The 21,225-nt window shown below is 69.6% G+C and carries 14 protein-coding genes and 1 pseudogene; 7 read left to right on the plus strand and 8 right to left on the minus strand.

All coding sequences use genetic code 11. The features are described 5' to 3' along the window. Positions 1-72: 72 nt before the first annotated feature. The 6 genes from FE633_RS01885 to FE633_RS01910 form a co-directional block, all read right to left on the minus strand. Positions 73-2,106, minus strand: coding sequence for an oxidoreductase (locus FE633_RS01885; RefSeq protein ID WP_138043227.1), 2,034 nt, complete (start codon positions 2,104-2,106; stop codon positions 73-75). 47 nt (positions 2,107-2,153) lie between these two features. Further along, positions 2,154-3,665: an aminobutyraldehyde dehydrogenase gene (locus FE633_RS01890; RefSeq protein ID WP_138043228.1), complete on the minus strand. Its 1,512-nt coding sequence runs from the start codon at positions 3,663-3,665 to the stop codon at positions 2,154-2,156. Between the two features lie 111 nt (positions 3,666-3,776). Then, complete coding sequence (locus FE633_RS01895; RefSeq protein WP_138043229.1) at positions 3,777-4,826, minus strand: ornithine cyclodeaminase family protein; 1,050 nt, start codon at positions 4,824-4,826, stop codon at positions 3,777-3,779. Between the two features lie 17 nt (positions 4,827-4,843). Continuing rightward, positions 4,844-5,743, minus strand: coding sequence for a 4-hydroxy-tetrahydrodipicolinate synthase (gene dapA / locus FE633_RS01900; protein ID WP_138043230.1), 900 nt, complete (start codon positions 5,741-5,743; stop codon positions 4,844-4,846). A gap of 42 nt (positions 5,744-5,785) precedes the next feature. After that, entirely contained in the window at positions 5,786-7,168 is a 1,383-nt protein-coding gene (locus FE633_RS01905) for an NAD(P)/FAD-dependent oxidoreductase (RefSeq protein WP_138043231.1), read from the minus strand. Between the two features lie 150 nt (positions 7,169-7,318). Further along, the gene (locus tag FE633_RS01910) at positions 7,319-8,686 is read right to left on the minus strand and encodes an MFS transporter (RefSeq protein ID WP_138043232.1); all 1,368 of its coding nucleotides are present in this window, start codon (positions 8,684-8,686) and stop codon (positions 7,319-7,321) included. A 393-nt stretch (positions 8,687-9,079) separates the two neighbouring features. Here FE633_RS01910 and FE633_RS01915 point away from each other — a divergent pair, with 393 nt between their 5' ends. Beyond that, positions 9,080-10,933 (plus strand): helix-turn-helix domain-containing protein, encoded by a 1,854-nt coding sequence (locus tag FE633_RS01915; RefSeq protein WP_138043233.1) that lies wholly within the window; start codon positions 9,080-9,082, stop codon positions 10,931-10,933. A 100-nt stretch (positions 10,934-11,033) separates the two neighbouring features. On the opposite strand, the gene FE633_RS01920 is transcribed toward FE633_RS01915, so the two are convergent. After that, positions 11,034-11,699, minus strand: a complete 666-nt coding sequence (locus tag FE633_RS01920) for a GntR family transcriptional regulator (protein ID WP_138043234.1) — start codon at positions 11,697-11,699, stop codon at positions 11,034-11,036. A gap of 94 nt (positions 11,700-11,793) precedes the next feature. Here FE633_RS01920 and glyA point away from each other — a divergent pair, with 94 nt between their 5' ends. The 6 genes and pseudogenes from glyA to FE633_RS01950 form a co-directional block, all read left to right on the plus strand. Beyond that, on the plus strand, positions 11,794-13,119 hold the full coding sequence (glyA, locus tag FE633_RS01925; RefSeq protein WP_138043235.1) for a serine hydroxymethyltransferase: 1,326 nt from the start codon (positions 11,794-11,796) through the stop codon (positions 13,117-13,119). Continuing rightward, positions 13,116-14,336, plus strand: coding sequence for a sarcosine oxidase subunit beta family protein (locus tag FE633_RS01930; protein WP_138043236.1), 1,221 nt, complete (start codon positions 13,116-13,118; stop codon positions 14,334-14,336). Before glyA ends, FE633_RS01930 begins: the two co-directional genes overlap by 4 nt. 34 nt (positions 14,337-14,370) lie before the next feature. After that, positions 14,371-14,697, plus strand: coding sequence for a sarcosine oxidase subunit delta (locus tag FE633_RS01935; protein ID WP_138043237.1), 327 nt, complete (start codon positions 14,371-14,373; stop codon positions 14,695-14,697). Next, positions 14,694-17,624, plus strand: coding sequence for a sarcosine oxidase subunit alpha family protein (locus FE633_RS01940; protein WP_138043238.1), 2,931 nt, complete (start codon positions 14,694-14,696; stop codon positions 17,622-17,624). The genes FE633_RS01935 and FE633_RS01940 overlap by 4 nt, the downstream gene beginning before the upstream one ends. Continuing rightward, the gene (locus FE633_RS01945) at positions 17,617-18,270 is read left to right on the plus strand and encodes a sarcosine oxidase subunit gamma (RefSeq protein WP_138043239.1); all 654 of its coding nucleotides are present in this window, start codon (positions 17,617-17,619) and stop codon (positions 18,268-18,270) included. The genes FE633_RS01940 and FE633_RS01945 overlap by 8 nt, the downstream gene beginning before the upstream one ends. A gap of 240 nt (positions 18,271-18,510) precedes the next feature. After that, positions 18,511-19,065, plus strand: a pseudogene (locus FE633_RS01950) (formyltetrahydrofolate deformylase); the annotation flags it as partial. A 112-nt stretch (positions 19,066-19,177) separates the two neighbouring features. On the opposite strand, the gene FE633_RS01955 reads toward FE633_RS01950, so the two are convergent. Beyond that, entirely contained in the window at positions 19,178-20,941 is a 1,764-nt protein-coding gene (locus FE633_RS01955) for a hydroxysqualene dehydroxylase (protein WP_138043240.1), read from the minus strand. Between the last annotated feature and the right edge of the window lie 284 nt (positions 20,942-21,225).

Consider the following 21,225-nt stretch of genomic DNA (forward strand, 5'->3'; position numbering starts at 1 on the left):
GCTCGACGCGAGGCCGCAGGGCGAGTGACGGGAGGGCAGTTCCTTGGCCAACCCGTCGCCCACCTGCGAGTTTCAGATCGTTCGGCAGAGGCGGGCTGCATCCAGCATCGCGGCGTGGACGTTCCTGCTTGCCACGGCGTCTCCTATGCGGAACAGCTGGAACGAACCGTCTTCATTACGCACCACCGACTGGGGCTTGCGAGCGAGTAGTTCCGCCAAGTCAACGGCTCCCACATTGGTCGAGGAATCAAGCAGCTCGTCGTAGAGCTCCTGGACCGGATCGGTGCCCATCTCAGCCACGACAGCATCGAAGGTGCGTTGCTCACGGAACTCGAAGCCGTCCACGCCGAGTTCCGCCTCCAAGCCCTGCGGGGTCTTGGTGACCCGATGTAGTCGTCGAAGGACAGTGACCGCGACACCGCTCTCCGCCAGCGAGTTGAAGTAACCGGATGCCGTGAGCGAGCCGACGTCGGGGGAGAGCGTTCGCTCAGGCGTGACGATCTCGACGGTGGCGCCTCCTCGGACGAGGGCCTCCACCGCATCGAGTGCCTGGTGGCCGCCGTGGTCGTCGTAGACCATCACATGCCCCCGCAGCCGTCGCGCCCCAGCGAGTACGTCCCAGGTGTCATGGACCAGGCCGGCCCCGGGAACGCGGGGTGCCGCGGGAGTGCCGCCGGTCGCGACGATCACGACGTCCCATGACTGCGAGAGGAGCGTCGGGCCGTCGATGTAGGTGTGCAACGAGATCGGAACGCCCAGGCGGGCGAGCTCGTTGGTTCTCCAGTCGATGATGCCGCGAAGATCGCGACGGCGAGGAGCCATCGAGGCCAGCAGCAGCTGTCCGCCCACCTTGTCGCCGGCCTCGAAGAGATGCACGTCGTGACCGCGCTCCGCGAGCACCCGGGACGCTTCCAGACCGGCAGGTCCCGCCCCGACCACCGCCACGCGCCGCGTCGTGCTTGCCGGTTCGATGCGCTGGGGCACCTCGAGTTCGCGGCCGGTGGACGGGTTGTGCATGCAGAACGCCGCGCCGGAGCTGTAGATGCCGTCGATGCACATGTTGGCGCCGACGCACGGACGGATCTGGTCCGTGCGACCGTCACGGACCTTGTTGGGCAGTTCGGGGTCGGCCATCAACGCCCTGGTCATGCCGACCAGATCGAGCAGGCCCTCCGCGATGGCATAGCGAGCGGTGGCGACATCGCTGATCCGGGCGGCGTGCATGACCGGGACGGAGAGCTTCTGCTTGATCCGCCCGGCGAACTCCAGGTGAGGAGAGGCCGGGGTGGACATCGGTGGAATGGTGCGGGCCAGGTCGGCGTCGGTGCCGATCGACCCTTTGATCAGACTGATGAAGTCGATGCCGGCTTCGGTGATGTCTTCGGCGACGCGCAGTGCCTCGTGCGTTTCGAGACCGCCCTCGCGCTCTTCGTCGAAGGTCATGCGCGCGCCGATGACGAACTCCGGACCGACCGCTTCGCGGACGGCGCGGATGACCTGCAGCGGGTATCGCATCCGGTTTTCGTAGGAGCCGCCGTACTCGTCGTCACGGTGGTTCCAGAAGGGCGTCCAGAACGAGTCCAGGAAGTGCCCCCAGGCCATGAGTTCGATGCCGTCGAGACCCGCGGACCGGCAGCGCTGCGCGACGTCGACGAAGTCCTGCAGCACCCGGTCGAGGTCCCATTGCTCGGCCGCCTTGGCGAACGCGCGGTGTGCGGGCTCGCGGACATGGCTGGCCGAGATCGCCGGGATCCAGTTGTCGGTGTAATTGCTGGTGCGGTGACCGAGGTGCGTGAGCTGAGTCATCACGGCTGCGCCCTGCTCATGGACCTCGTCGGCGAGCCGACGCAGCCAAGGCTCCGCTTCGTCCTTCCAGAGCTGCAGATTTCCGAACGCGGGTGCGCTGTCACGGCTGACCAGAGCGCTGCCGCCGATCATGGTCAACCCGACGCCTCCACGTGCCTTCTCGACGTGGTAGGCGCGATAGCGATCCTTGGGCAGGCCGTCCTCGCTGTAGGCCGGCTCGTGGGATGTGCTGACGATCCTGTTGCGCAGAGTCAGGTTCTTGAGGACGAACGGACTCATCAGGGGGTCGTTGACGGTCACCCCACACCTCCAAAACCTCGGACCGGCGCTCGGCAGGAAGGACGGGATCAGCGCTCGTGGTTGTGCATGACGTGCTTGGTGCGCGAGTAGTCCTCCAACGCGTAGATCGACAGGTCCCGGCCGTAGCCGGATCCCTTGAATCCACCCCAGGGGACTTCGCCGGCCAGCACGAGATGTGAGTTGACCCAGACGGTTCCGAAGTCCAGACGCGCGGCGATGTCGTGGCTGCGGCGAGCGTTCTCGGTCCACACCGATGCCGACAGACCGAGAGGGACGTCGTTGGCTCGCCGTACCGCTTCCTCCTCGTCGGCGAAGGTCTCGACCGTGACCACGGGGCCGAAGATCTCCTCGCGGGCGACTTCGGCCCCTTCGGGGACGTCGACCAGCACGGTCGGGGCCACGAAGTAGCCGGGCCCGTCGAGGGCCCCGCCTCCTGTCGCCACGCGGACGCCTTCGTTCTTCGCACGCTCCAAGTATCCCGTGACACGGTCGAAGTGTGGCTTCGAGACCATGGGGCCGACCTCGACGTCCTCCCCGGAGGTCGGCTCACCGACGACCAGGGACCGGACCTCGCCGACGAGTTGCTCGACGAACCGCCCGGCGATCGATTCGTGGACGAGTACGCGGCAGGCGGCCCCGCACTCCTGGCCCGAGTTCCAGAAGCCGGCGGTGCGCAGTGACGATGAGGCAGCCGCGAGATCGGCGTCCGGGAAGATCACGACCGGGGCCTTGCCGCCCAGTTCGAGGTGCACACGCTTGAGGGTGTCGGCGGCGGCCCGGGCGACGGCGCGACCGCTGGAGACCGAACCGGTCAAGGCGATCATGTCCACGTCCGGGTGCTCGGCAAGCCGGGCACCGGCGACCGCGCCGTATCCGGTGACGACGTTCACCACTCCGGGCGGCAGGAGACCGGCGACGAGTTCGGCGAACTTCAGGGTGGTCAGCGGAGTCTGCTCGGACGGCTTGATGACCAGAGTGTTGCCGGCGGCGAGAATGGGCGCGATCTTCCAGGCCGCCATGAGCAGGGGATAGTTCCACGGGGTGATCACGCCGATCACCCCGAGCGGTTCGCGCAGAATGACCGAGAGGTGGTTCTCGGCGTAGTCACCGGCGGCCATGGAGGTGGTCGCGCGCAGTGCACCGGCCATGAAGCGGAAGGTGTCGATGGTCATGTCGACGTCGTCCCGTGACACCGCGAGCGGCTTACCGGTGTTCGCCGACTCCAGCCTGCACAGGAGGTCGGTGTTCTCGGCCAGTCGGTCGGCGATGGCGTGCAGCACTTCCGAGCGGTCCTTGGGGACCCGCCGCGCCCACTGGTCCTTGGCCGCGACCGCGGCGGCGACCGCTCGGTCGATGTCCTCGGGGGTGCCCTCGGGAATCCGGGCGATGACGCTCTCTGTACTCGGGTCGACCACGTCGATGACGCGCTCGGTCGGTCCGTCGAGGAATGTCCCGTCGATGAAATGCCGGGCCGGGGGAAGGTCGGCCTCGGTGATCAGAGGCGGTGCGTCTGCTGCGCGTCGAACCGTGGCCGTCGTCAGATCTGCGGCAGTGGTCATGATCGGTGACTCCTTGGGTGTGGTCGTCTGGAACAGCCGGGCGGGGGTGGGCCGATGTCGGGTGGGGTGGGCTGAGGTGGCCTGAGGCCGGCCACGACGGGCGTCGACGTCTCAGTGCGAGGGCGGATGGTTTCCTGGGGCGCCGGTCGGTCGGCCTTCCACGTCCGGCGACCTTGCCGACGGGGCCGGCCAGTCGACACTCCGGCCGACGCCGTGTGCTTCGGCCTGCTGGTAGGTGCTCCAGGCCGCTGCCGCGTCCTGGACGCCGAGGCCGGCGCTGATGTACGTCACGATGTCGTCGTCGCTGCCGCGACCGGTCACGTCGCCGGTCAGAACATGACCGAGTTCGAGGACTTCCAGCTCCGCTGTATCGGCCTGCGCCCGGGCGGCGACGATCGGACCGCAGTTCCGTCGCGCCGTCGGTTCGTGGTCGACGACGACATGGTGGCCGGCGTGGAGGACGTCGGGTCCGATCTCGCAGCGGTGCCGTTCGAAGGATCCGATCGCGACGACCGTGGCACCGGGTCGGAGCTGACGCGCGGTGAACAGTGGTTCGGTGGCCAAGGTCGTACAGACGACGACGTCCGCGTCGGCGATCGCGTCGCTCAGGGACTCCACCGGTTCGACGTCGAATCCCTGCTCGCGCAGGCGGCCGACGGAGGCGTCGCGCGAGGAGGGGCGCGGTGACCACATTCCGGTCCAGGCGTAGGCCCTGTTCCGCTGCAGTGCCGCGACGTGCGCCTGCCCCTGTACGCCGGACCCCAGTACGAGGAGGCGGGCTGCGTCCTTCCTGGCCAGTGCCCCGACCGCGACCGCGCTCGCGGCAGCTGTACGTAGCGTGGTGAGCGCCGTGCCGTCCATGAAGGCCAGGGGGACGCCGGTGTGGGGGTCGAGCACGGCGACCACGGCATGGATGGTCGGCCGGTCAGTTCCCGCATTGCCGGGATTGATGCTCCCGAACTTGCAGACAGGGCCGCTCGTGCGGTCGAGGCGAGAGGCGTAGCAGAAGACGGTGTCGGGATCGTCGGCATGGCCGCCCAGGATCTTCTCGGGCTGCCACGCCTCTCCCCGCGCAAGAGCGATGAACGCTTTCCGCTGTGACGCGATCGCGGTGTCGATGCCGAACACGGACCGTACGTCATGCTCGTCGAGGAATCTCACGACTGCCGGACCCTTCGTCAGCGTGACGCCGACAGCTGTGGAAGCTGCTGGATCAGGGAGGAGATCCTGGCGGTTGTGGCGGCGTCGAGGCCGAGCAGCGGCTCACGGGGCTCTCCGACGGGGAATCCGGCCGCGTCCAGGGCGGCCTTGACCGCCGGGATGAACGGAGCGGACATGATGGCGTCCATCAGCGGATAGATCCGTGCCCATTCGGCTCGCGCGCGTTCGAGGTCGCCGTCGCGCAACGCACGGTGGATCGAGACGAGTTCGGCCGGCATCACGTTGGCGGTCCCGGCCATGACACCGGCGGCGCCCTCGGAGATGGCGGTCAGGAGAAGGCTGTCCCAGCCGATGAAGGTGGAGATGACGTCGCCGTAGTTGTGGATCAGCTGCCCGGCCTGAGCCATGTCGGCGCTGGTGTCCTTGATGTACTGGATGTTCTCGACCTCGCCCGCGAGCTGTCCCACGGTCTCCGGCGAGAGATTGACACCGGTGGCCGCAGGCAGGTTGTAGAGCATGATCGGGATGTCCACGGCGTCGGCGACGGTGCGCAGATAGCGCAGCGTCTCGTCGAGAGTGAGCGGCTCGTAGTACGGGGTGACCACCATCAGAACCGAAGCACCGGCGGTCTGGGCGTGGCGGGACAGTTCGACCGCTTCCCTGGTGCTCACCGCACCGGTCTGGGCGACGACCGGCACACGTCCGGCCGCCTGGTCGATGACGGTCTCGACCACTTGGCGCCGTTCGGCGCCGGTCATCGCCGCGAACTCGCCGGTGGATCCACAGGCGACGACGCCGTCGACTCCGCCGTCGATGCTGCGGTCGACCAGGCGGCGCAGCGTCTTCTCATCGATCCGCCCGTCCGACGCGAACGGTGAGGCGAGTGCGGTGAGGACACCGCTCAGCTGTGACGACATTCTTGAGTCTCCTCAGGTGAAGCTGTGGGTGGGGAGGCGGACTTACGGGGCCACCGGGGTCAACTCGTGCCGCGTGGTCTGCCGGTCCGTGGCCAGCAGGCTCTGGGCCTCCTGCGCCGCCGACAGGCCGGTCTGGATCGCGGTCTCGGTGTAGAGGGTGCCGAGGTAGTCACCGGCCAGGAGCACCCTTCCTGTGCGGCGGGTCAGCGTCTGCTGCAGCTTCCCGCGGCCGGGGAAGCAGTAGGGCGCGCCGGTGGGCCAGCGCTGGATCCCGGCTTCGACGACCTTGTCGGCGAAGCCGGGCAGGACCTGGTCCAGGTCGTCGAGGTAGATCCGACGGATCTTGTCGTCGTCGTGCTCCAGCAGTTCGCGCGCCAGACTGCCCGGCGAGAAGGTCATGAGGCTGCTGCCGGGCCGGCGCTCCGCCTCGTAACCGCGCACGACGTTCGACATGTTCAGCGCGACGTTGAACGACCGCTTCGGCGTCGCGATGGCGTAGGCGTCGTCCCAGACCTGACGCCCGGTCTCGTTGGTGAGGAACGCCGCGCTCACGTAGGGGCCGTACACGATCTTCGACAGGGCCTCGCGGACGTCGGGGTCGAGGTCGACGGCGACCCGGTGACTGACGGTCGCGGGAGTGGCCAGCACGACGCAGCGTGCCTCGACCTCCTTCTCCGCTCCGTCACGCCGGTAACGGACGACGACTGAGTCGTTCTTCTGCACGATCTCGTCGACGGTCGCGTTCAACCGCACCCGGTCCGACAGGGCTGCGGCGATGCTCTCGGTGAGGGTGGACGGGCCGCCGAGGATGCTCTGGGAGAGGCCGGAACCGATGTTCCACACAAGGCTGAAGTACCCCACGCCCGCGCCGGCCGAGAGTTGGTCGATGTCGGCGGCGGAGCGGGTCACCGTGGGCTTGAACAGGGCTTCGGCGTCCTCGGGCAGGTCGCCGATGAAGTCCTTGAAGGAACGGTCGTTCATGAAGTCGTAGATCCGCTGCTGGCGCTGAGCCTCGTCCTCGCCCCGCCGTCGCTGGACGATACGGGCGTAGCGGGCCACCGACAGGGCGACCTTGGCACCCGCCTTGACCATGCCGACCCGCGCCGACATCGGCATCGGAATGCGGAACGGGTAGCTCTCCACCCTGCCCTTGAGCAGCAGTTTGCCGTTCATCGACAGCCCGGCCAGCGAGCCGGGCACCGGTACCGAGTCGACTCCGGTGCTGTTCAGCAGCCACGACGTCGCCGAGTTCCCGCCGGCGTAGACGTGCCCGCCCCAGTTGAGCCAGTACGGTCCGCGCCGCTCCGATCGGATGCGCCCACCGACCCGCCCCTCGGACTCGAGCAGGAGCGCGTCCCAGTGCCGCAGACGCCAGCCGGCGGCCAGTCCCGCGATGCCGCCTCCCACGATCACAACGTCCTTCATCGGTGCCCTCCTGCACAGTTGCGGGTGAAGATTCGGCTGCTCGAAGAGCCTCGCCGCGCGATGTCCCCGTGGATGTGCCGACCGATACGGCAACCAGGGCGCTGTCGGCCGCCCGGGCCCCTGCCGGATGGTGAGGGCCCGGGCGGTTGGTCAGACGTTGGCGGGGCGGCCGGTGGGCTCGGTCCGCGGAGTCAGTGCGGCGGCTTCGTGCAGGGCCATGCCGCGTGTCTCGGGTGCCCACAGGACGGAGACGACGGCGCCGATGAGGCTGATGGCGGCAGCCGCGAGCATGGTGCCGCCGACGCCCCAGCCGGTCAGGGCCAGGGGGACGAGGTAGGTGCCGACGGCGGCGCCGATACGGCTGGCGGAGGAGGCCAGGCCGACAGCGGAGCCGCGTACCTCGGTCGGGAACAGCTCGTTCGGGTAGACCCACTGCAGGATCTGGGTGCCGCCGATGATGACCGCGTACAGGGCGAAGAGGGTCATGATCACGCCTGACGGGGCGTCGGGGAAGATGCCGAGCAGCAGCAGGGCCAGGCCCGACCAGATGAAGCTGTGAATGACCAGAGGGCGTCGGCCCATGCGGTTCACGCAGAGCAGGGCGATCACACAGCCGATGAGGAACATGACGGTGATCATGGCCTCGCCGATGTTGGCGAGGCCGCCCTCGAGCTGGAGCGCGTCCAGGATCTTCGGACCGAAGGCGTAGATGGCGAAGAGCGGGATGATGGAGCAGGTCCAGAAGACAGAGATGTAGAGCATCCGTCCGCCGTATCCGGAGCGCATGATCGCCTTGAGGTCGACGTTCTCGCGCTCCTCCGCCTCGTCCGGCAGGTCGGCGATCGTCGTGTCGGGGCCGTAGACCTGCTTGAGGACGGCTCCGGCCTCTTCGGTGCGGCCTTTGTTCGCCAGCCAGCGCGGGGACTCGGGCGTGCCATGGCGCAGCAGCACGATGATCGTGGCGGGCAGCGCGGCGCTGGCGAGCATCCACCGCCACCCGTCGTCACCGACCGCCAGCAGCAGCTCGCCGACGATGTACGCCACGGCGGCGCCGACGAACCACATGACGACCAGGCCGCCCAGCAACGGCCCGCGGTAGCGGCGAGGCGTGAACTCGGCCAGCAGCGAGGTGGCGATGGGGTAGTCCGCGCCGACCGCCATGCCGATCAGCAGACGCAGGACGAACAGCCACACCGGATCGGTGGCCCAGAACTGCGCGACGGAGCAGACGATGATGGCGATCAGGTCGATGGTGTACAGGAGCTGTCGGCCGAACCTGTCGGTCAGCCAGCCGCCCACGAACGCGCCGAGGAAGATGCCGATGAGCGCGGAGGCTCCGATGAGGCCTTGGGCGGAGTCGGACAGCTTCAGCTGCGGCGTGATCTGCACCATGGCGACGCCGATGATGCTCAGGACGTAGCCGTCGAGGAACGGGCCCCCGGAGGAGTACAGCGCCAATTTCTTGTGGAAACGCGACAGGGGCGCGTCATCCAGTCTGTTTCCTGCGCTTACGGTCATCACGGCCTCCGGGAGCGGATCCCGGACTTGCCCGTCCAAGGGCAGGCCCGGTCCAGGTCGGGGTTGATGTCTTGTCGTCGGTACCGGACGCCCGGTCGCTGCCTTGGTTTCGGCAGGCCGGGCCAGGTACCGCTGTTCCGATGTCGCGAGCGCTGCCCGGCGAGCGTGGTCGGCCCGGGCTCGCAGGACCGCTGCCTGCGTCCTGTCCGCCCGCGTGCCAGGCGGACGGTGTCGTGGTGATCGAGGCGAACTCGCGGCTTCTTGGGGACGCCGACAGCGTGGCTGCCGGATGGCAACGAAGTATGTGAAGGCCGGAGGCCGCCAACAATGCCCCCGCTGCCGCATCGGGCACCGGGGTACATCCGAGTCAAAAATTCGGCTACGGTTGCCGACATGGTCGGCCGTCCCCGCAATACCGTGGTCCTCACCGAGGACGAACGGGTCGCGCTGCTGATGTGGACCCGCAGTCGCACCTGCTCACAGGCCCGGGCCCTGCGTGCGCAGATCGTGCTGGCGTGCGAGGACGAGCCCACCAACACCGCTGTGGCCAGGCGCCTCGGTGTCTCCCGCGACATGGTCGGCAAGTGGCGCGCCCGATTCCTCGCCGAACGGCTGGACGGCCTCGACGAGCAACCCCGTCCCGGGCGGCCTCCCACGGCCGACGACGACACCGTGGCGCACGTCCTCGTCCGCACACTCACCCCGCCACCACATGGTGCCCGTCAGACATGGTCGACCCGTTCCATGGCGGCTGAGACCGGCCTGAGCCAGAGCACGGTGAGCCGGATCTGGCGGACCTACCGCGCCCAGCCGGGGGAGCACGTCACGGCAGGGCCGCGCCGGGCATGGTCCCTGCCGAACCACGCCGAGGAGGTGGTCGGTCTGTTCATAGCCCCACCGGTGTGCGTGCTCGCGGTGACGGCCCGGGCGGGACGGGACGGGGCCGTGCGCACCTCTGCCGCGACCGCCGTCGGCCGGCTGTTCGGCGAGGACCTGGAGGCGCCCCACGTACTGGCCGTGGCCTGCGCCTTCGCGGCCCTGCGGGGCAAGCAGCACACGGAGGACTCGCCCGGGACAGACCACCCCGACTTGCGCGCGTTTCTGGAGCAGGCGAGAGCGGCGGCGGGTGCCGGGGCAATCGTGCACCTGCTGGCAAACGGAGTACCGGCGGAAGGCTGCGGCGTCCTCCAGCGACCGGACACGGCCCTGCCCCCGCGCCTGCGCTGGCACCACGCACCCAGCCCCGTGGCGTGGACCGACGAAACCCAGCGTCTCCTCGCCGCCGAAACCCAACTCCCTCGTGAGGCCACACCCGACCCGCACAGCCTTCGCGATGCGCTGCTGAGCTGGTCCACCACATGGACACCCTCCGCAGCCCCCTTCACCCGGGTCGCAGCTCCGCGCCCGTCCTACGACACCCCGGCCATCTGCGGCCCTGACAACGACTCAAATGCCCGGGACGCGCGCGCACCCGGCCACCCGGCCATTCCCGCCACGCCCCAGATCACATCTCCCGACGCTCCGCCTGGCGCCCCCATCACCACCGACCCCGTCGTAGGCCTGCTGCGCGAATCTGTCCTCGACGGTCCCTACCGGCCCGGTGACCGCGTCCGGGAGGCGCCGCTCGCGGCCCGCCTCGGCCTCTCACGCCGGGTCGTCCGCGCGGGGCTGCGGGCGCTGGCAGAAGAGGGCATGCTCGACCTGCTCCCGAGCGGCGCGACCGCCGTCCCCGCCGTCACGGCGAAGGACGTCCTCGATCTCTACGCCCTGCGCGCCAGCCTCGGTGCGCTGCTCATCCGCCGCGTCGCCATGCTCGGCCAGGAGAACCTCGCCCCGGCCTCAGCGGCCCTGGCGGAGGTCCGCGCCGCTGCCCGGGACAACGATCACGCCCGCATACGTGAAGTCGACTTGCGGTACCAGGACGCCCTCGCCCGTATCGCGGACCTGCCGCAGGCCGCCCTCACCTTCGAACGCCTCACGGCCCGCCTGCGCATGTTCGTCACGGTTCTGGACATGGACTACAGCCAGGCCTGCGACACCATCGCCAACGAGGACACCGCCGTCCACGACGCGTTGCGCGAGGCCGATGGAAACGAGGCGGCCCGCCTGTGGCGGGTCAAGATCGAACGCTGCGTCCGCTACATGATCGCCCAGCTCCCCGAGGACGACGTCGCCCCACACCTGTGGACCACCCTGGCGGGCAGGCCCCGGCTGCGCGCGGGGGATCCACGGGGCGCCGCGCACTGACACGGAGAACTTTCGGCACCGTCGTGCACACCCGTGAGGCTCATCTCCAACTCGCTGGTTCGGAAGCGAGGTGTCGGCCTCACAGCCTCACAGCGCCGTCTCAGATGGCGTCGCGAATGGCACGTTCGAAGCCTTCGACGTGACTTCGGGCGAGCTGTGCCGCCTTGTCGGGGTCACCGGCGACGATCGCCTCGATCAACGGTCGGTGCTCTTCGACGTGGCCGGCCATGTCGGACAGGCGGTCGATGAAGAGGCACCAGATGCGGGTGGCCAGGTTGTCGTGGCGGACGAGGGTGTCCTCCAGGTACGGGTTGTGCGTGGCGGCGTAGATGGCGCGGTGGACCTGAAGGTCCAGGCGCATGAGGTCCGCGGCGTCGCGCCGACGGGAATCCACGCTCTCCAGCTCCCGTAGTACGGCCGTCAGGGTCGCACGGTCCGTGGCCGTGGCGCGCCGCGTGGCCTGGGCGGCGGCCAGGGGCTCCAGCTCCTGGCGCACCTCGGAGATGTGGGCCAGGTCGGTGATGTTGACCTCGGTGGCGAAGGTGCCGCGTCGGGGGTAGGTCGTGATCAGGCGCTCGTACTGGAGCCGCTTGAGCGCCTCGCGCACCGGCGTCCGTCCGACGCCGAGGGACTGTGCCAACTGGTCCTCGTTGATCGGCGCGCCCGGGCGGATCTCGAGCATGACGAGCCGGTCGCGGATGGCGCGGTACGCGCGTTCGGCGAGGGACAGCTCCTCGCCCCTGGGCTCGGTCGCCACCTGCTGCATGAAGCCCCCTTGACCTGTCGAGCAAGCTCCCATACCGTACCGCAGAGTCTGATATATCAGTTGCCCATCAGTTGACTCCCAGGATGGTGCGCAGATGGCCACGAACCCGTCGATCACCACGGTCGCCTCCCCCCTGTCCCTCCCGCTCAGCGAGCTCGACCCGGATGTCGCCACCGCGGTGGACGCCGAGCTTCACCGTCAGCAGTCCACCCTCGAGATGATCGCCTCGGAGAACTTCGCCCCGGCCGCCGTCATGGAGGCCCAGGGCTCGGTACTGACCAACAAATACGCCGAGGGCTACCCGGGCCGCCGCTACTACGGCGGCTGTGAGCACGTCGACGTCATAGAGCAGTTGGCCATCACCCGGGTGAAGGACCTGTTCGGCGCCGAGGCCGCGAATGTGCAACCCCACTCGGGCGCCCAGGCCAACGCGGCAGCGATGTTCGCGCTGCTCGAGCCCGGCGACACGATCCTCGGCCTCGACCTGGCGCACGGCGGGCACCTGACCCACGGCATGCGCATCAACTACTCCGGCAAGCTCTACAACGTGGTGCCGTACCACGTCCGCGAAGCCGACCTGCGCATCGACATGGACGAGGTGGCGGAGCTCGCTCGCACGCACCGGCCGAAGCTGATCGTCGCCGGTTGGTCGGCCTATCCCCGCCGACTCGACTTCGCCGCGTTCCGACGGATCGCCGACGAGGTGGGCGCGTATCTGATGGTGGACATGGCGCACTTCGCCGGGCTGGTGGCCGCGGGCCTTCACCCGAACCCGGTGCCGTACGCCGACGTCGTGACCACGACCACGCACAAGACCCTCGGCGGTCCGCGCGGCGGTGTGATCCTCAGCCGTGCCGGCCTGGCCAAGAAGATCAACTCTGCTGTCTTCCCGGGCCAGCAGGGTGGCCCGTTGGAGCACGTCATCGCGGCGAAAGCGGTGGCCTTCAAGGTCGCGGCCGGCGAGGAGTTCAAGGAGCGCCAGCAGCGCACCCTGGACGGCGCCCGCATCCTCGCCGGACGACTGCTGGCCGACGATGTGGCCGAGGCCGGGATCACGGTGCTGACCGGCGGCACCGAAGTCCACCTGGTCCTAGTCGACCTGCGGAACTCCGCGCTCGACGGGCAGCAGGCCGAGGACCGGCTGCACCGCATCGGCATCACGGTCAACCGCAACGCGGTGCCGTTCGACCCCCGCCCGCCGATGGTCTCCTCGGGGCTGCGGATCGGAACCCCTGCCCTGGCCACCCGAGGCTTCGGCGAGACGGAGTTCCGGGAGGTCGCCGACCTCATCGCCCAAGCACTGAAGGACGAGCAGTTCAGCGAGGAGCGTGCCGGCCTGCTGCGTGACCGGGTCGAGAAGCTCGCCGGCGCGTTCCCCCTCTATCCCCACCTGCCCCACCCGAACGGAGACGCGGCATGACCACCAAGCCGCTGCCGGAGCACCCGGACTGGCTCTGGCGCAACCCCGAGCCGCGCTCCTCGTACGACGTCGTCATCGTCGGTGCGGGAGGCCACGGCCTGGCCACCGCCTACTACCTCGCCAAGAACCACGGCATCACCAACGTCGCCGTCCTCGAGAAGGGCTGGCTGGCCGGCGGCAACATGGCGCGCAACACCACGATCATCCGCTCGAACTACCTGTGGGACGAGAGCGCGGCGATCTACGAGCACGCGCTCAAGCTGTGGGAGCGGCTCCCGGAGGAGCTGGACTACGACTTCCTGTTCAGCCAGCGCGGCGTCCTCAATCTCGCGCACACCCTGCAGGACGTCCGCGAGGGCGTGCGCCGCGTCAACGCCAACCGTTTCAACGGAGTCGACGCTCAGTGGCTCGAACCGGACGAGGTCGCCAAGGTCTGCCCCATCCTCAACGTCTCGTCCCGCACCCGGTATCCGGTCCTCGGTGGCACCTTCCAGCCGCGGGCCGGCATCGCCAAGCACGACCACGTCGCCTGGGCACTGGCCCGCCGTGCCGACGAGATGGGCGTGGACCTGATCCAGGGGTGCGAGGTCACCGGCTTCCTCAAGGACGGCGACCGGGTCGTGGGCGTCGAGACCAGCCGCGGCCGCATCCTCGCCGGCCGGGTCGGCCTCGCGGCCGCCGGACACAGCAGTGAGCTGGCACAGCGGGCCGGCCTCCGGCTGCCGGTGCAGTCCCATCCGCTGCAGGCGCTGGTGTCCGAGCTGCACGAGCCGGTACACCCCACCGTGGTGATGTCGAACCACGTGCATGTCTACGTGTCCCAGGCACACAAGGGCGAACTGGTGATGGGCGCGGGCGTCGACGCCTACAACGGCTATGGGCAGCGTGGCTCCTTCCACGTGATCGAGCATCAGATGGCCGCCGCCGTCGAGCTGTTCCCCATCTTCGCCCGCGCACACGTGCTGCGGACCTGGGGCGGCATCGTCGATGTCACCCCGGACGCCTCCCCGATCATCGGCACCACCCCCGTCGAGAATCTCTACGTCAACTGCGGCTGGGGCACCGGCGGGTTCAAGGCCACCCCGGCCGCCGGCTGGACCTTCGCGCACACCATCGCCACGGGCGAACCACATCCGCTGAACGCCCCCTTCGCCCTCGAACGTTTTGCGACGGGCGCACTGATCGACGAACACGGCGCCGCAGCCGTGGCCCACTGAGCGCCCGCCCAGGGCTCGCTGAGAGAAGGACACCGTGCTGCTGATCACCTGCCCATGGTGCGGTCCCCGCGACGAGACCGAGTACCACTACGGGGGGCAGGCCCATGTCCCCTACCCCGAGACCCCCGCGGACCTCGACGACCGGCAGTGGGCCGAGTACGTCTTCTACCGCGACAACCCCAAGGGCCCCTTCGCCGAGCGGTGGATGCACAGCACCGGCTGCCGCCGCTGGTTCAACGTTCTGCGCGACACCGTCACCTACAAAGTGCTCGCCGTCTACCGACTCGACGAGCCACGCCCCGAGCTCTCCGACCAACGTGACGTCCACCAGCCCGCCGAACCGGCCGGAGGCAACCGATGACCGACCAGCAATTCCGGCTCCGGCGAGGCGGCCGCATCGACCGCGACGCCGTGCTGCGGTTCACCGTCGACGGACGGGAACTGACCGGGCACCCCGGAGACACCGTCGCCTCGGCGATGCTGGCGAACGGACTCGTCGAGGTCGCTCCCTCGATCTACCGCAGCCGCCCGCGCGGCATCGTCGCCGCAGGCGTCGAGGAGTCCAACGCCCTGTTGCAGATCGACGGCGCGTGCTCGGAGGGCATGCTGCCGGCGACGACGGCAGAGCTGTACGACGGCCTGTCCGCCACGACGCTGTCCGGGATGGGGCGGCTCGACCCGACCCCCGACCCCGCCGTCTACGACAAGAAATACGTACACACCGACGTCCTGGTCGTCGGCGCCGGACCGGCCGGGCTGGCGGCCGCCGCCGCTGCCGCAGGCTCCGGCGCCCGCGTGATCCTCGTCGACGACCAGCCCGAGCCCGGCGGTTCGCTGCTCTCCGGGCGCACCGAGATGGTCGGCGCGCAGACCGCCCCCGAGTGGGTCACCGAGGTCCGCGCAGCGCTCGACGCCGCCCCCGAGGCCGTCGTCCTGCAGCGCACCACGGCGTTCGGCTCGTACGACGACAACTATGTGCTGGCCCTGCAGCGGCGCACCGACCACCTCGGAGCCGACGCCCCCGAATCGTCCGAAGGTGTCTCGCGCCAGCGGCTGTGGCACATACGAGCCCGCCAGGTGGTCCTGGCGACCGGCGCTCACGAGCGTCCGCTGGTCTTCGCCGGCAACGACCGACCCGGGGTGATGCTCGCCGCGGCCGTGCGCTCGTACCTCAACCGATACGCCGTGGCTCCGGGCTCGCGGGCCATGGTGAGTACGACCAACGACAGCGCCTATGACACGGTCGCCGATCTCCACGCCGCCGGGATCGACATCGCCGCGGTCGTGGACGCGCGCTCCGAGCTGTCCCACCGGGCGGCCGAGGTCGCCGTGGCGACCGGGGTGCGGGTGCTGACGGGCAGTGCGGTGGTCGACACCGCGGGCGGCGGTCGCCTCACCGGCGTCACCGTCCAGGCCCTCGACGACCGCGGTCGACTCACCGGTGATCCGGCGTCGTTCGACTGCGACCTGCTCGCCGTCTCGGGCGGGTGGAGCCCGGTGGTGCACCTGCACAGCCAGCGCCAGGGCCGGCTGCGCTGGGACGAGGAGCTGGTCGCCTTCGTCCCCGACGGCACCGTTCAGGACCAGCAAGTCGTCGGTGCGGCCCGCGGGACGTACGGCCTCGACGGCTGTCTGGCCGAAGGGGCGCGGGCCGGTGCGCGGGCCGCGACGGAGGCCGGGTTCCCGGTTCTCCCGCCCGCACCGCCGTCCGACGACGCGCGGTCCGGGGCCGGAGCGGGCCCGGTGCGCGCACTGTGGCTGGTGCCCGCCCCCGGCGACGCCTCCGACAGCGGTCGGGACAGCGACCCCCGTACGTGGGACACCCACTTCGTCGACCTGCAGCGCGACGTCACCGTCGCCGACGTCTGGCGGTCCACCGGCGCGGGCATGCGCGGTGTCGAACACGTCAAGCGCTACACCTCGCTCGGCACAGCGAACGACCAGGGCAAGACGTCGGGCGTCAACGCGATCGGCGTGATCGCCGAGGCCCTCGGCGCGGGCGCGTCGCCCGGAGAGATCGGCACCACGGCCTACCGGGCGCCCTACACGCCGGTGGCTTTCGCCGTCCTGGCCGGGCGTGAGCGTGGCGAGCTGTTCGATCCCGAACGCACCACCTCCATCCACCGCTGGCACGTCGCCCACGGCGCGGAGTTCGAGGACGTCGGGCAGTGGAAGCGCCCCTGGTACTACCCCCGGCCCGGTGAGGACATGGACACGGCCGTGGCCCGTGAGTGCCGCGCGGCCCGCGAGGGGGTGGCGTTCATGGACGCCTCCACCCTCGGCAAGATCGAGATCTGGGGCGCGGACGCGGGCGAGTTCCTCAACCGCATCTACACCAACGCCTTCAAGAAGCTCAAGCCCGGCATGGCCCGATACGGCGTGATGTGCAAGCCCGACGGCATGATCTTCGACGACGGCGTGACACTGCGCCTCGACGAGAACCGCTACTTCATGACCACCACGACCGGCGGAGCCGCCGGGGTCCTGGACTGGCTGGAGGAGTGGCTGCAGACCGAGTGGCCCGAACTCGACGTCCACTGCACCTCGGTGACCGAGCAGTGGACGACGATCGCCGTCGTGGGCCCGCAGTCTCGCGAGGTCGTCGCCCATCTCGCGCCCGACGTCGACCTGTCGAACGAGGCCTTCCCGTTCATGGCCTTCCGCGAGACGACCCTGGCCTCCGGCATCCCCGCCCGTATCTGCCGGATCTCCTTCTCCGGCGAACTCGCCTACGAGATCAACGTCTCCGCGTGGTACGGCCTGGCGGTCTGGGAGGAGGTGTACGCGATCGGCCGGCCGTACGACATCACCCCGTACGGCACCGAGACCATGCACGTCCTGCGGGCCGAGAAGGGCTACATCATCGTCGGCCAGGACACCGACGGCACCGTCACCCCGCAGGACGCGGGCATGTCCTGGGTGGTCTCGAAGCAGAAGGACTTCGTCGGAAAGCGGTCCTACTCCCGCGCCGACACCTCCCGTACCGACCGCAAGCAGCTGGTCGGCCTGCTACCGGCCGACCACAGGACCCGGCTGCCCGAGGGCACTCAGCTCGTCGCGCCGGACGTGCCCCTGACTCCCGAGGCCGGGCCGGTGCCGATGCTCGGCCACGTCACCTCCAGTTACCACAGCCCGGCCCTCGGCCGCCCCTTCGCCCTCGCCCTCGTCGCCGACGGGCGGGCAAGGATCGGCGAGACCCTGCTCGCCCCGGTGGGCGAGGACCTGGTGCCCGTCCTGGTGGCCGACTCCGTCCTCTACGACCCCGAAGGGACCAAGCGAGATGGCTGAGCCGACGATCGACGCAGGCGCAGGCGCAGGCGCAGGCGCAGGCGCAGGCCCGGTGGCCCTGCGCACCAGCCCCCTGGCACATCTGGAGGAGCGGATGCGTGCCGCCGCCGTCACCGGCGCCCGCGGTGTCGCGCTGACCGAGTGGCCGTTCATCACGATGGTGAACCTGCGCGTCGACCCCGCTTCCGAAGCCGCCGACCGCATCGAGAAGACCCTGGGGGCCCCGCTCCCGCGGCAGTGCGGCCACACCACCGCGTCCGGCCCTCACACGGTCGTCTGGCTCGGCCCCGACGAGTGGCTCGTGCTGTGCCAGGCCGAAGAGACCGCTGTGGCCGCCGAGTTGCGGGATGCGCTCGCAGGAGACCCGGGCTCGGTCGTGGACGTCTCGGCGAACCGCACCACGCTGGAGTTGAGCGGTCCGGCCGCTCGGCAGGTGCTGGAGAAGGGCTGCCCGCTGGACCTGCATCCTCGGGCCTTCGGTCCCGGCCAGGCGGTGTCGACCACGGTGGGACCTGTCGCGGTGCTGCTCTGGCAGGTCGACGCAGCGCCGACGTACCGGCTCTTCCCGCGGTCCTCGTTCGCCGACTACCTGGCCCGCTGGCTCATCGACGCGATGAGCGAGTGCCGCGGCCCGGAGGTCCCGTGATGGCGTCGAGCGCGTTCGATCTGTACTCGGTCGGCATCGGCCATTCCGCCCCTCACACGGTGGGGCCCGGTGACGGCACGCACAAGGTCAGTCTGGACAAGGCCGTCAAGGCCAAGCGCGACACCGGCCGGGGAAATGAAGGACAAGTACGAGGGGACCGCCCGCGGCGACCTCGCCGTCAACGTCATCGAATGCTGACACCATGACTGATCCCCTGGCTTCCGCCAAGTCCCCCGCCCACTCAACGACCTGCTCTTCCGCGCCCGCAGCGGCGACCTGCCCATCGATGTGGTCGCGGTTGTCTCCAACCACCGCGACCACGAGGCGCTCGTCGTCTGGCACGACATACCGTTCTTCCACGTGCCGGTCAGCGCCGGCACCAAACCCGAGGCCGAAGCCCGACTCCTGGAGGTCATCGACTCGTTCGACGTCGACCTGGTCGTACTGGCGCGCTACATGCAAGTGCTCTCCGACGACCTGTGCACCCGACTCGCAGGCCGGGTGATCAACATCCACCACTCGTTCCTGCCGAGCTTCAAGGGGGCCAAGCCCTACCACCAGGCACACGATCGCGGCGTCAAGCTCGTCGGCGCCACAGCCCACTACGTCACCGCCGACCTCGACGAAGGCCCGATCATCGCTCAGGAGGTCATCGACGTCGACCACAGCCACACCCCCGACGACCTGGCTGCCATCGGCCGCGACGCGGAGTCGGCAGCGCTGGCCCGAGCGGTCCGGTGGCACTGCGAAGGCCGGGTGTTCGTCCAGGGCAGACGCACGGTGGTCCTCCGCTGACGGCCGGAACTCAACGATGCGTTCACCGACAGGTCCTGCCGCTTTGTGGCGCGCCCGTGCGTCGCCGTTCGTGGTCCTTCCCCGTCGCCGGGGGACGGGTTCAGCAATGCTGTCAACCGACGTCGAAGAGATTCGGCAGTCGGAGGAGGTAACGGGTGCGGTCGTGGCGTTTGAGCGGCTCGAACTCGGGGGCCCGGTACAGCGGGGTGACGGTGCAGCGTTCCGCGGCCGAACCGATCCCGTCCAGCAGGGCGTTGACGGCCTGCCGGGCCGAGGTGTTGGCGCCTTCCATGGTGGCCAGATCGATGGGCACGGCCACATAGTCGCCGGACAGGAAGAGGTTGGGGATCTTCGTGGCCGATCGCGGACGGTGGTGGAAGGTCCCCGTCGGATGGATGAGCAGTTGCTCCTCGTTGACCGGGTTCGGAGTGCCGAGGCCGTCGACGGCCGGATCGAGGAACCAGGAGTGCAGTACGGAGTCCTTCAGGACCGTACGGCCGCTGTCATTGAGCGCCGCCTTCAACTGCGCCCACACCTCGCGGGCGACTTCGGCGCGGGTGCACTGCTTGGCGGTCTTGCCGTACAGGATGCCCGGCTGGTCCCACTCGGAGACGTCCACGGACAGACAGTCCGCGACCGTGCCGTCGCCGAAGTCGGCGGGGAAGTCGTGGCCCGGCCAGTGCTGGGCCTGGGCGATCGCGGTCAGCGACCAGGGGGAGTCGATGAGGTCGAGGTGGCCGTGCAGTATCGGCGTACGTTCGGTCAGATAGAACTGAATGCCGGTCATCCAGTCCGTCTCCAGCCGGTCGCACTCGGCCAGTTGGGGATCGGCGGCGCGCACGGCGGAGTTCCAGGTGCGGCGGGCGTGCTCGACAGGCATGGCCGAGATGTAGTGGTCGGCGGTGACGGTCCGGCGGGCACCACCCGGGTCCTCCACGACGGCCCCGGCGATCCGGCCCCTGTCCAGGGTCAGGTCCCGTACGGTCCAGCCGATGTGGAACTCGACCCCGAGTGACTTCAGGTACGTCACCCAGGGGTCGATCCAGGCCTCGTTGGTGGGCGCGTTGAGGATCCGGTCCAGCGGTCCGTCCGCGCCCCGCCCGAGGAGGTTGAAGGCGAAGGCCTCCAGCAGGGTGGCGACGGTACGGGTGCTGGCCTCTTCCGCCTTGGTGGCCACGATGTTGCGGGTGATGCCGATGGCGAGGATCCGCTGGTAGTCGTACGACATCCGTCCGGCCCGTACGAACTCCCACCACGGCATCTGCTCCCAGGCCTCGTCGCGGCGTTCGTCGCAGCTGGTGAGGAAGACCAGGAAGCGGTTGGCGAAGTAGAGGGCCTCGTGGAGGGGGAGGTTGAAGGCGGTGTCCAGGACCGAGGTGAGGGCGCGGCGGATCTCGTCGGGGGTGAGTTCGGCCGGGGTGTTGCCGGGCCAGGGAAGCGGGATCCGGATGTCCTCGCGGCCGCCCGACCGGGCGAACAGCATCTCCTTGGGGGCGACGAGGTTGTCGTGGACACCGTTGGGGTTGCCGGGGAAGGGGATGCGCCGCATGGTGTCGGGCAGGTTGTGGTAGATGCCGGGGATGAAGCGGAAGCCGTGCTCCCCGGGCAGGGGCCCGCGGCCGCCCGTGCCGCTGTCCGGTACGTCCATGCTGCGGGCCTTGCCGCCCAGCGCCTTGCGCTCGTAGACCGTGACCCGGAAGCCGCGTTCGGCGAGTTCGTGGGCGGCCGTGAGCCCGGCGACGCCCCCGCCCAGTACGGCCACGGTCTGTGGGGCGGCGCCGTTCCGGGCCGCGGCCCGCTGGGGGGTCGCGAGGGCGACCCCGCCGCCGGCGGCCGCGGCCGATCCCAGGAACCCTCTGCGTGTGGTGCCGCCCATCGCTACCCCTTACCGTAGGTAACCACCGGCGCACGAGGATATGGGCGACGCACCGATCCCGGAAGACGACCAACGGCGCTTGGGCCACTTTGGCTTGATGCCGCATCACCTCGGCGCACCCGACGGCGTGCGGCCAAGGCGTTCCAGATCCGACTGCGGCCAGCCGCATGCCGAAAGGCGGGGACGTGTTGAGGGAGCGAATTTCGTCCTGGAGCGGAGCAGCGGACTCATAATCCGTCGGCCGTGGGTTCGAGTCCCACCCGCCCCACCATCGCAGGGCTGTG

The sequence above is a fragment of the Streptomyces montanus genome (assembly GCF_005786655.1).
GTDB classification, from domain to species: Bacteria; Actinomycetota; Actinomycetes; order Streptomycetales; family Streptomycetaceae; genus Streptomyces; species Streptomyces sporangiiformans.

What these genes read in the sequence shown, in the direction of transcription:
- glyA (WP_138043235.1), top strand. Translation starts at nt 11,794, where the DNA reads ATGGCCACGAACCCGTCGATCACCACGGTCGCCTCCCCCCTGTCCCTC.
- FE633_RS01945 (WP_138043239.1), top strand. Translation starts at nt 17,617, where the DNA reads ATGGCTGAGCCGACGATCGACGCAGGCGCAGGCGCAGGCGCAGGCGCA.
- FE633_RS01920 (WP_138043234.1), bottom strand. Translation starts at nt 11,699, where the DNA reads ATGCAGCAGGTGGCGACCGAGCCCAGGGGCGAGGAGCTGTCCCTCGCC.
- FE633_RS01890 (WP_138043228.1), bottom strand. Translation starts at nt 3,665, where the DNA reads ATGACCACTGCCGCAGATCTGACGACGGCCACGGTTCGACGCGCAGCA.
- FE633_RS01915 (WP_138043233.1), top strand. Translation starts at nt 9,080, where the DNA reads ATGGTCGGCCGTCCCCGCAATACCGTGGTCCTCACCGAGGACGAACGG.
- FE633_RS01930 (WP_138043236.1), top strand. Translation starts at nt 13,116, where the DNA reads ATGACCACCAAGCCGCTGCCGGAGCACCCGGACTGGCTCTGGCGCAAC.
- FE633_RS01940 (WP_138043238.1), top strand. Translation starts at nt 14,694, where the DNA reads ATGACCGACCAGCAATTCCGGCTCCGGCGAGGCGGCCGCATCGACCGC.
- dapA (WP_138043230.1), bottom strand. Translation starts at nt 5,743, where the DNA reads ATGTCGTCACAGCTGAGCGGTGTCCTCACCGCACTCGCCTCACCGTTC.
- FE633_RS01905 (WP_138043231.1), bottom strand. Translation starts at nt 7,168, where the DNA reads ATGAAGGACGTTGTGATCGTGGGAGGCGGCATCGCGGGACTGGCCGCC.
- FE633_RS01955 (WP_138043240.1), bottom strand. Translation starts at nt 20,941, where the DNA reads ATGGGCGGCACCACACGCAGAGGGTTCCTGGGATCGGCCGCGGCCGCC.
- FE633_RS01910 (WP_138043232.1), bottom strand. Translation starts at nt 8,686, where the DNA reads ATGACCGTAAGCGCAGGAAACAGACTGGATGACGCGCCCCTGTCGCGT.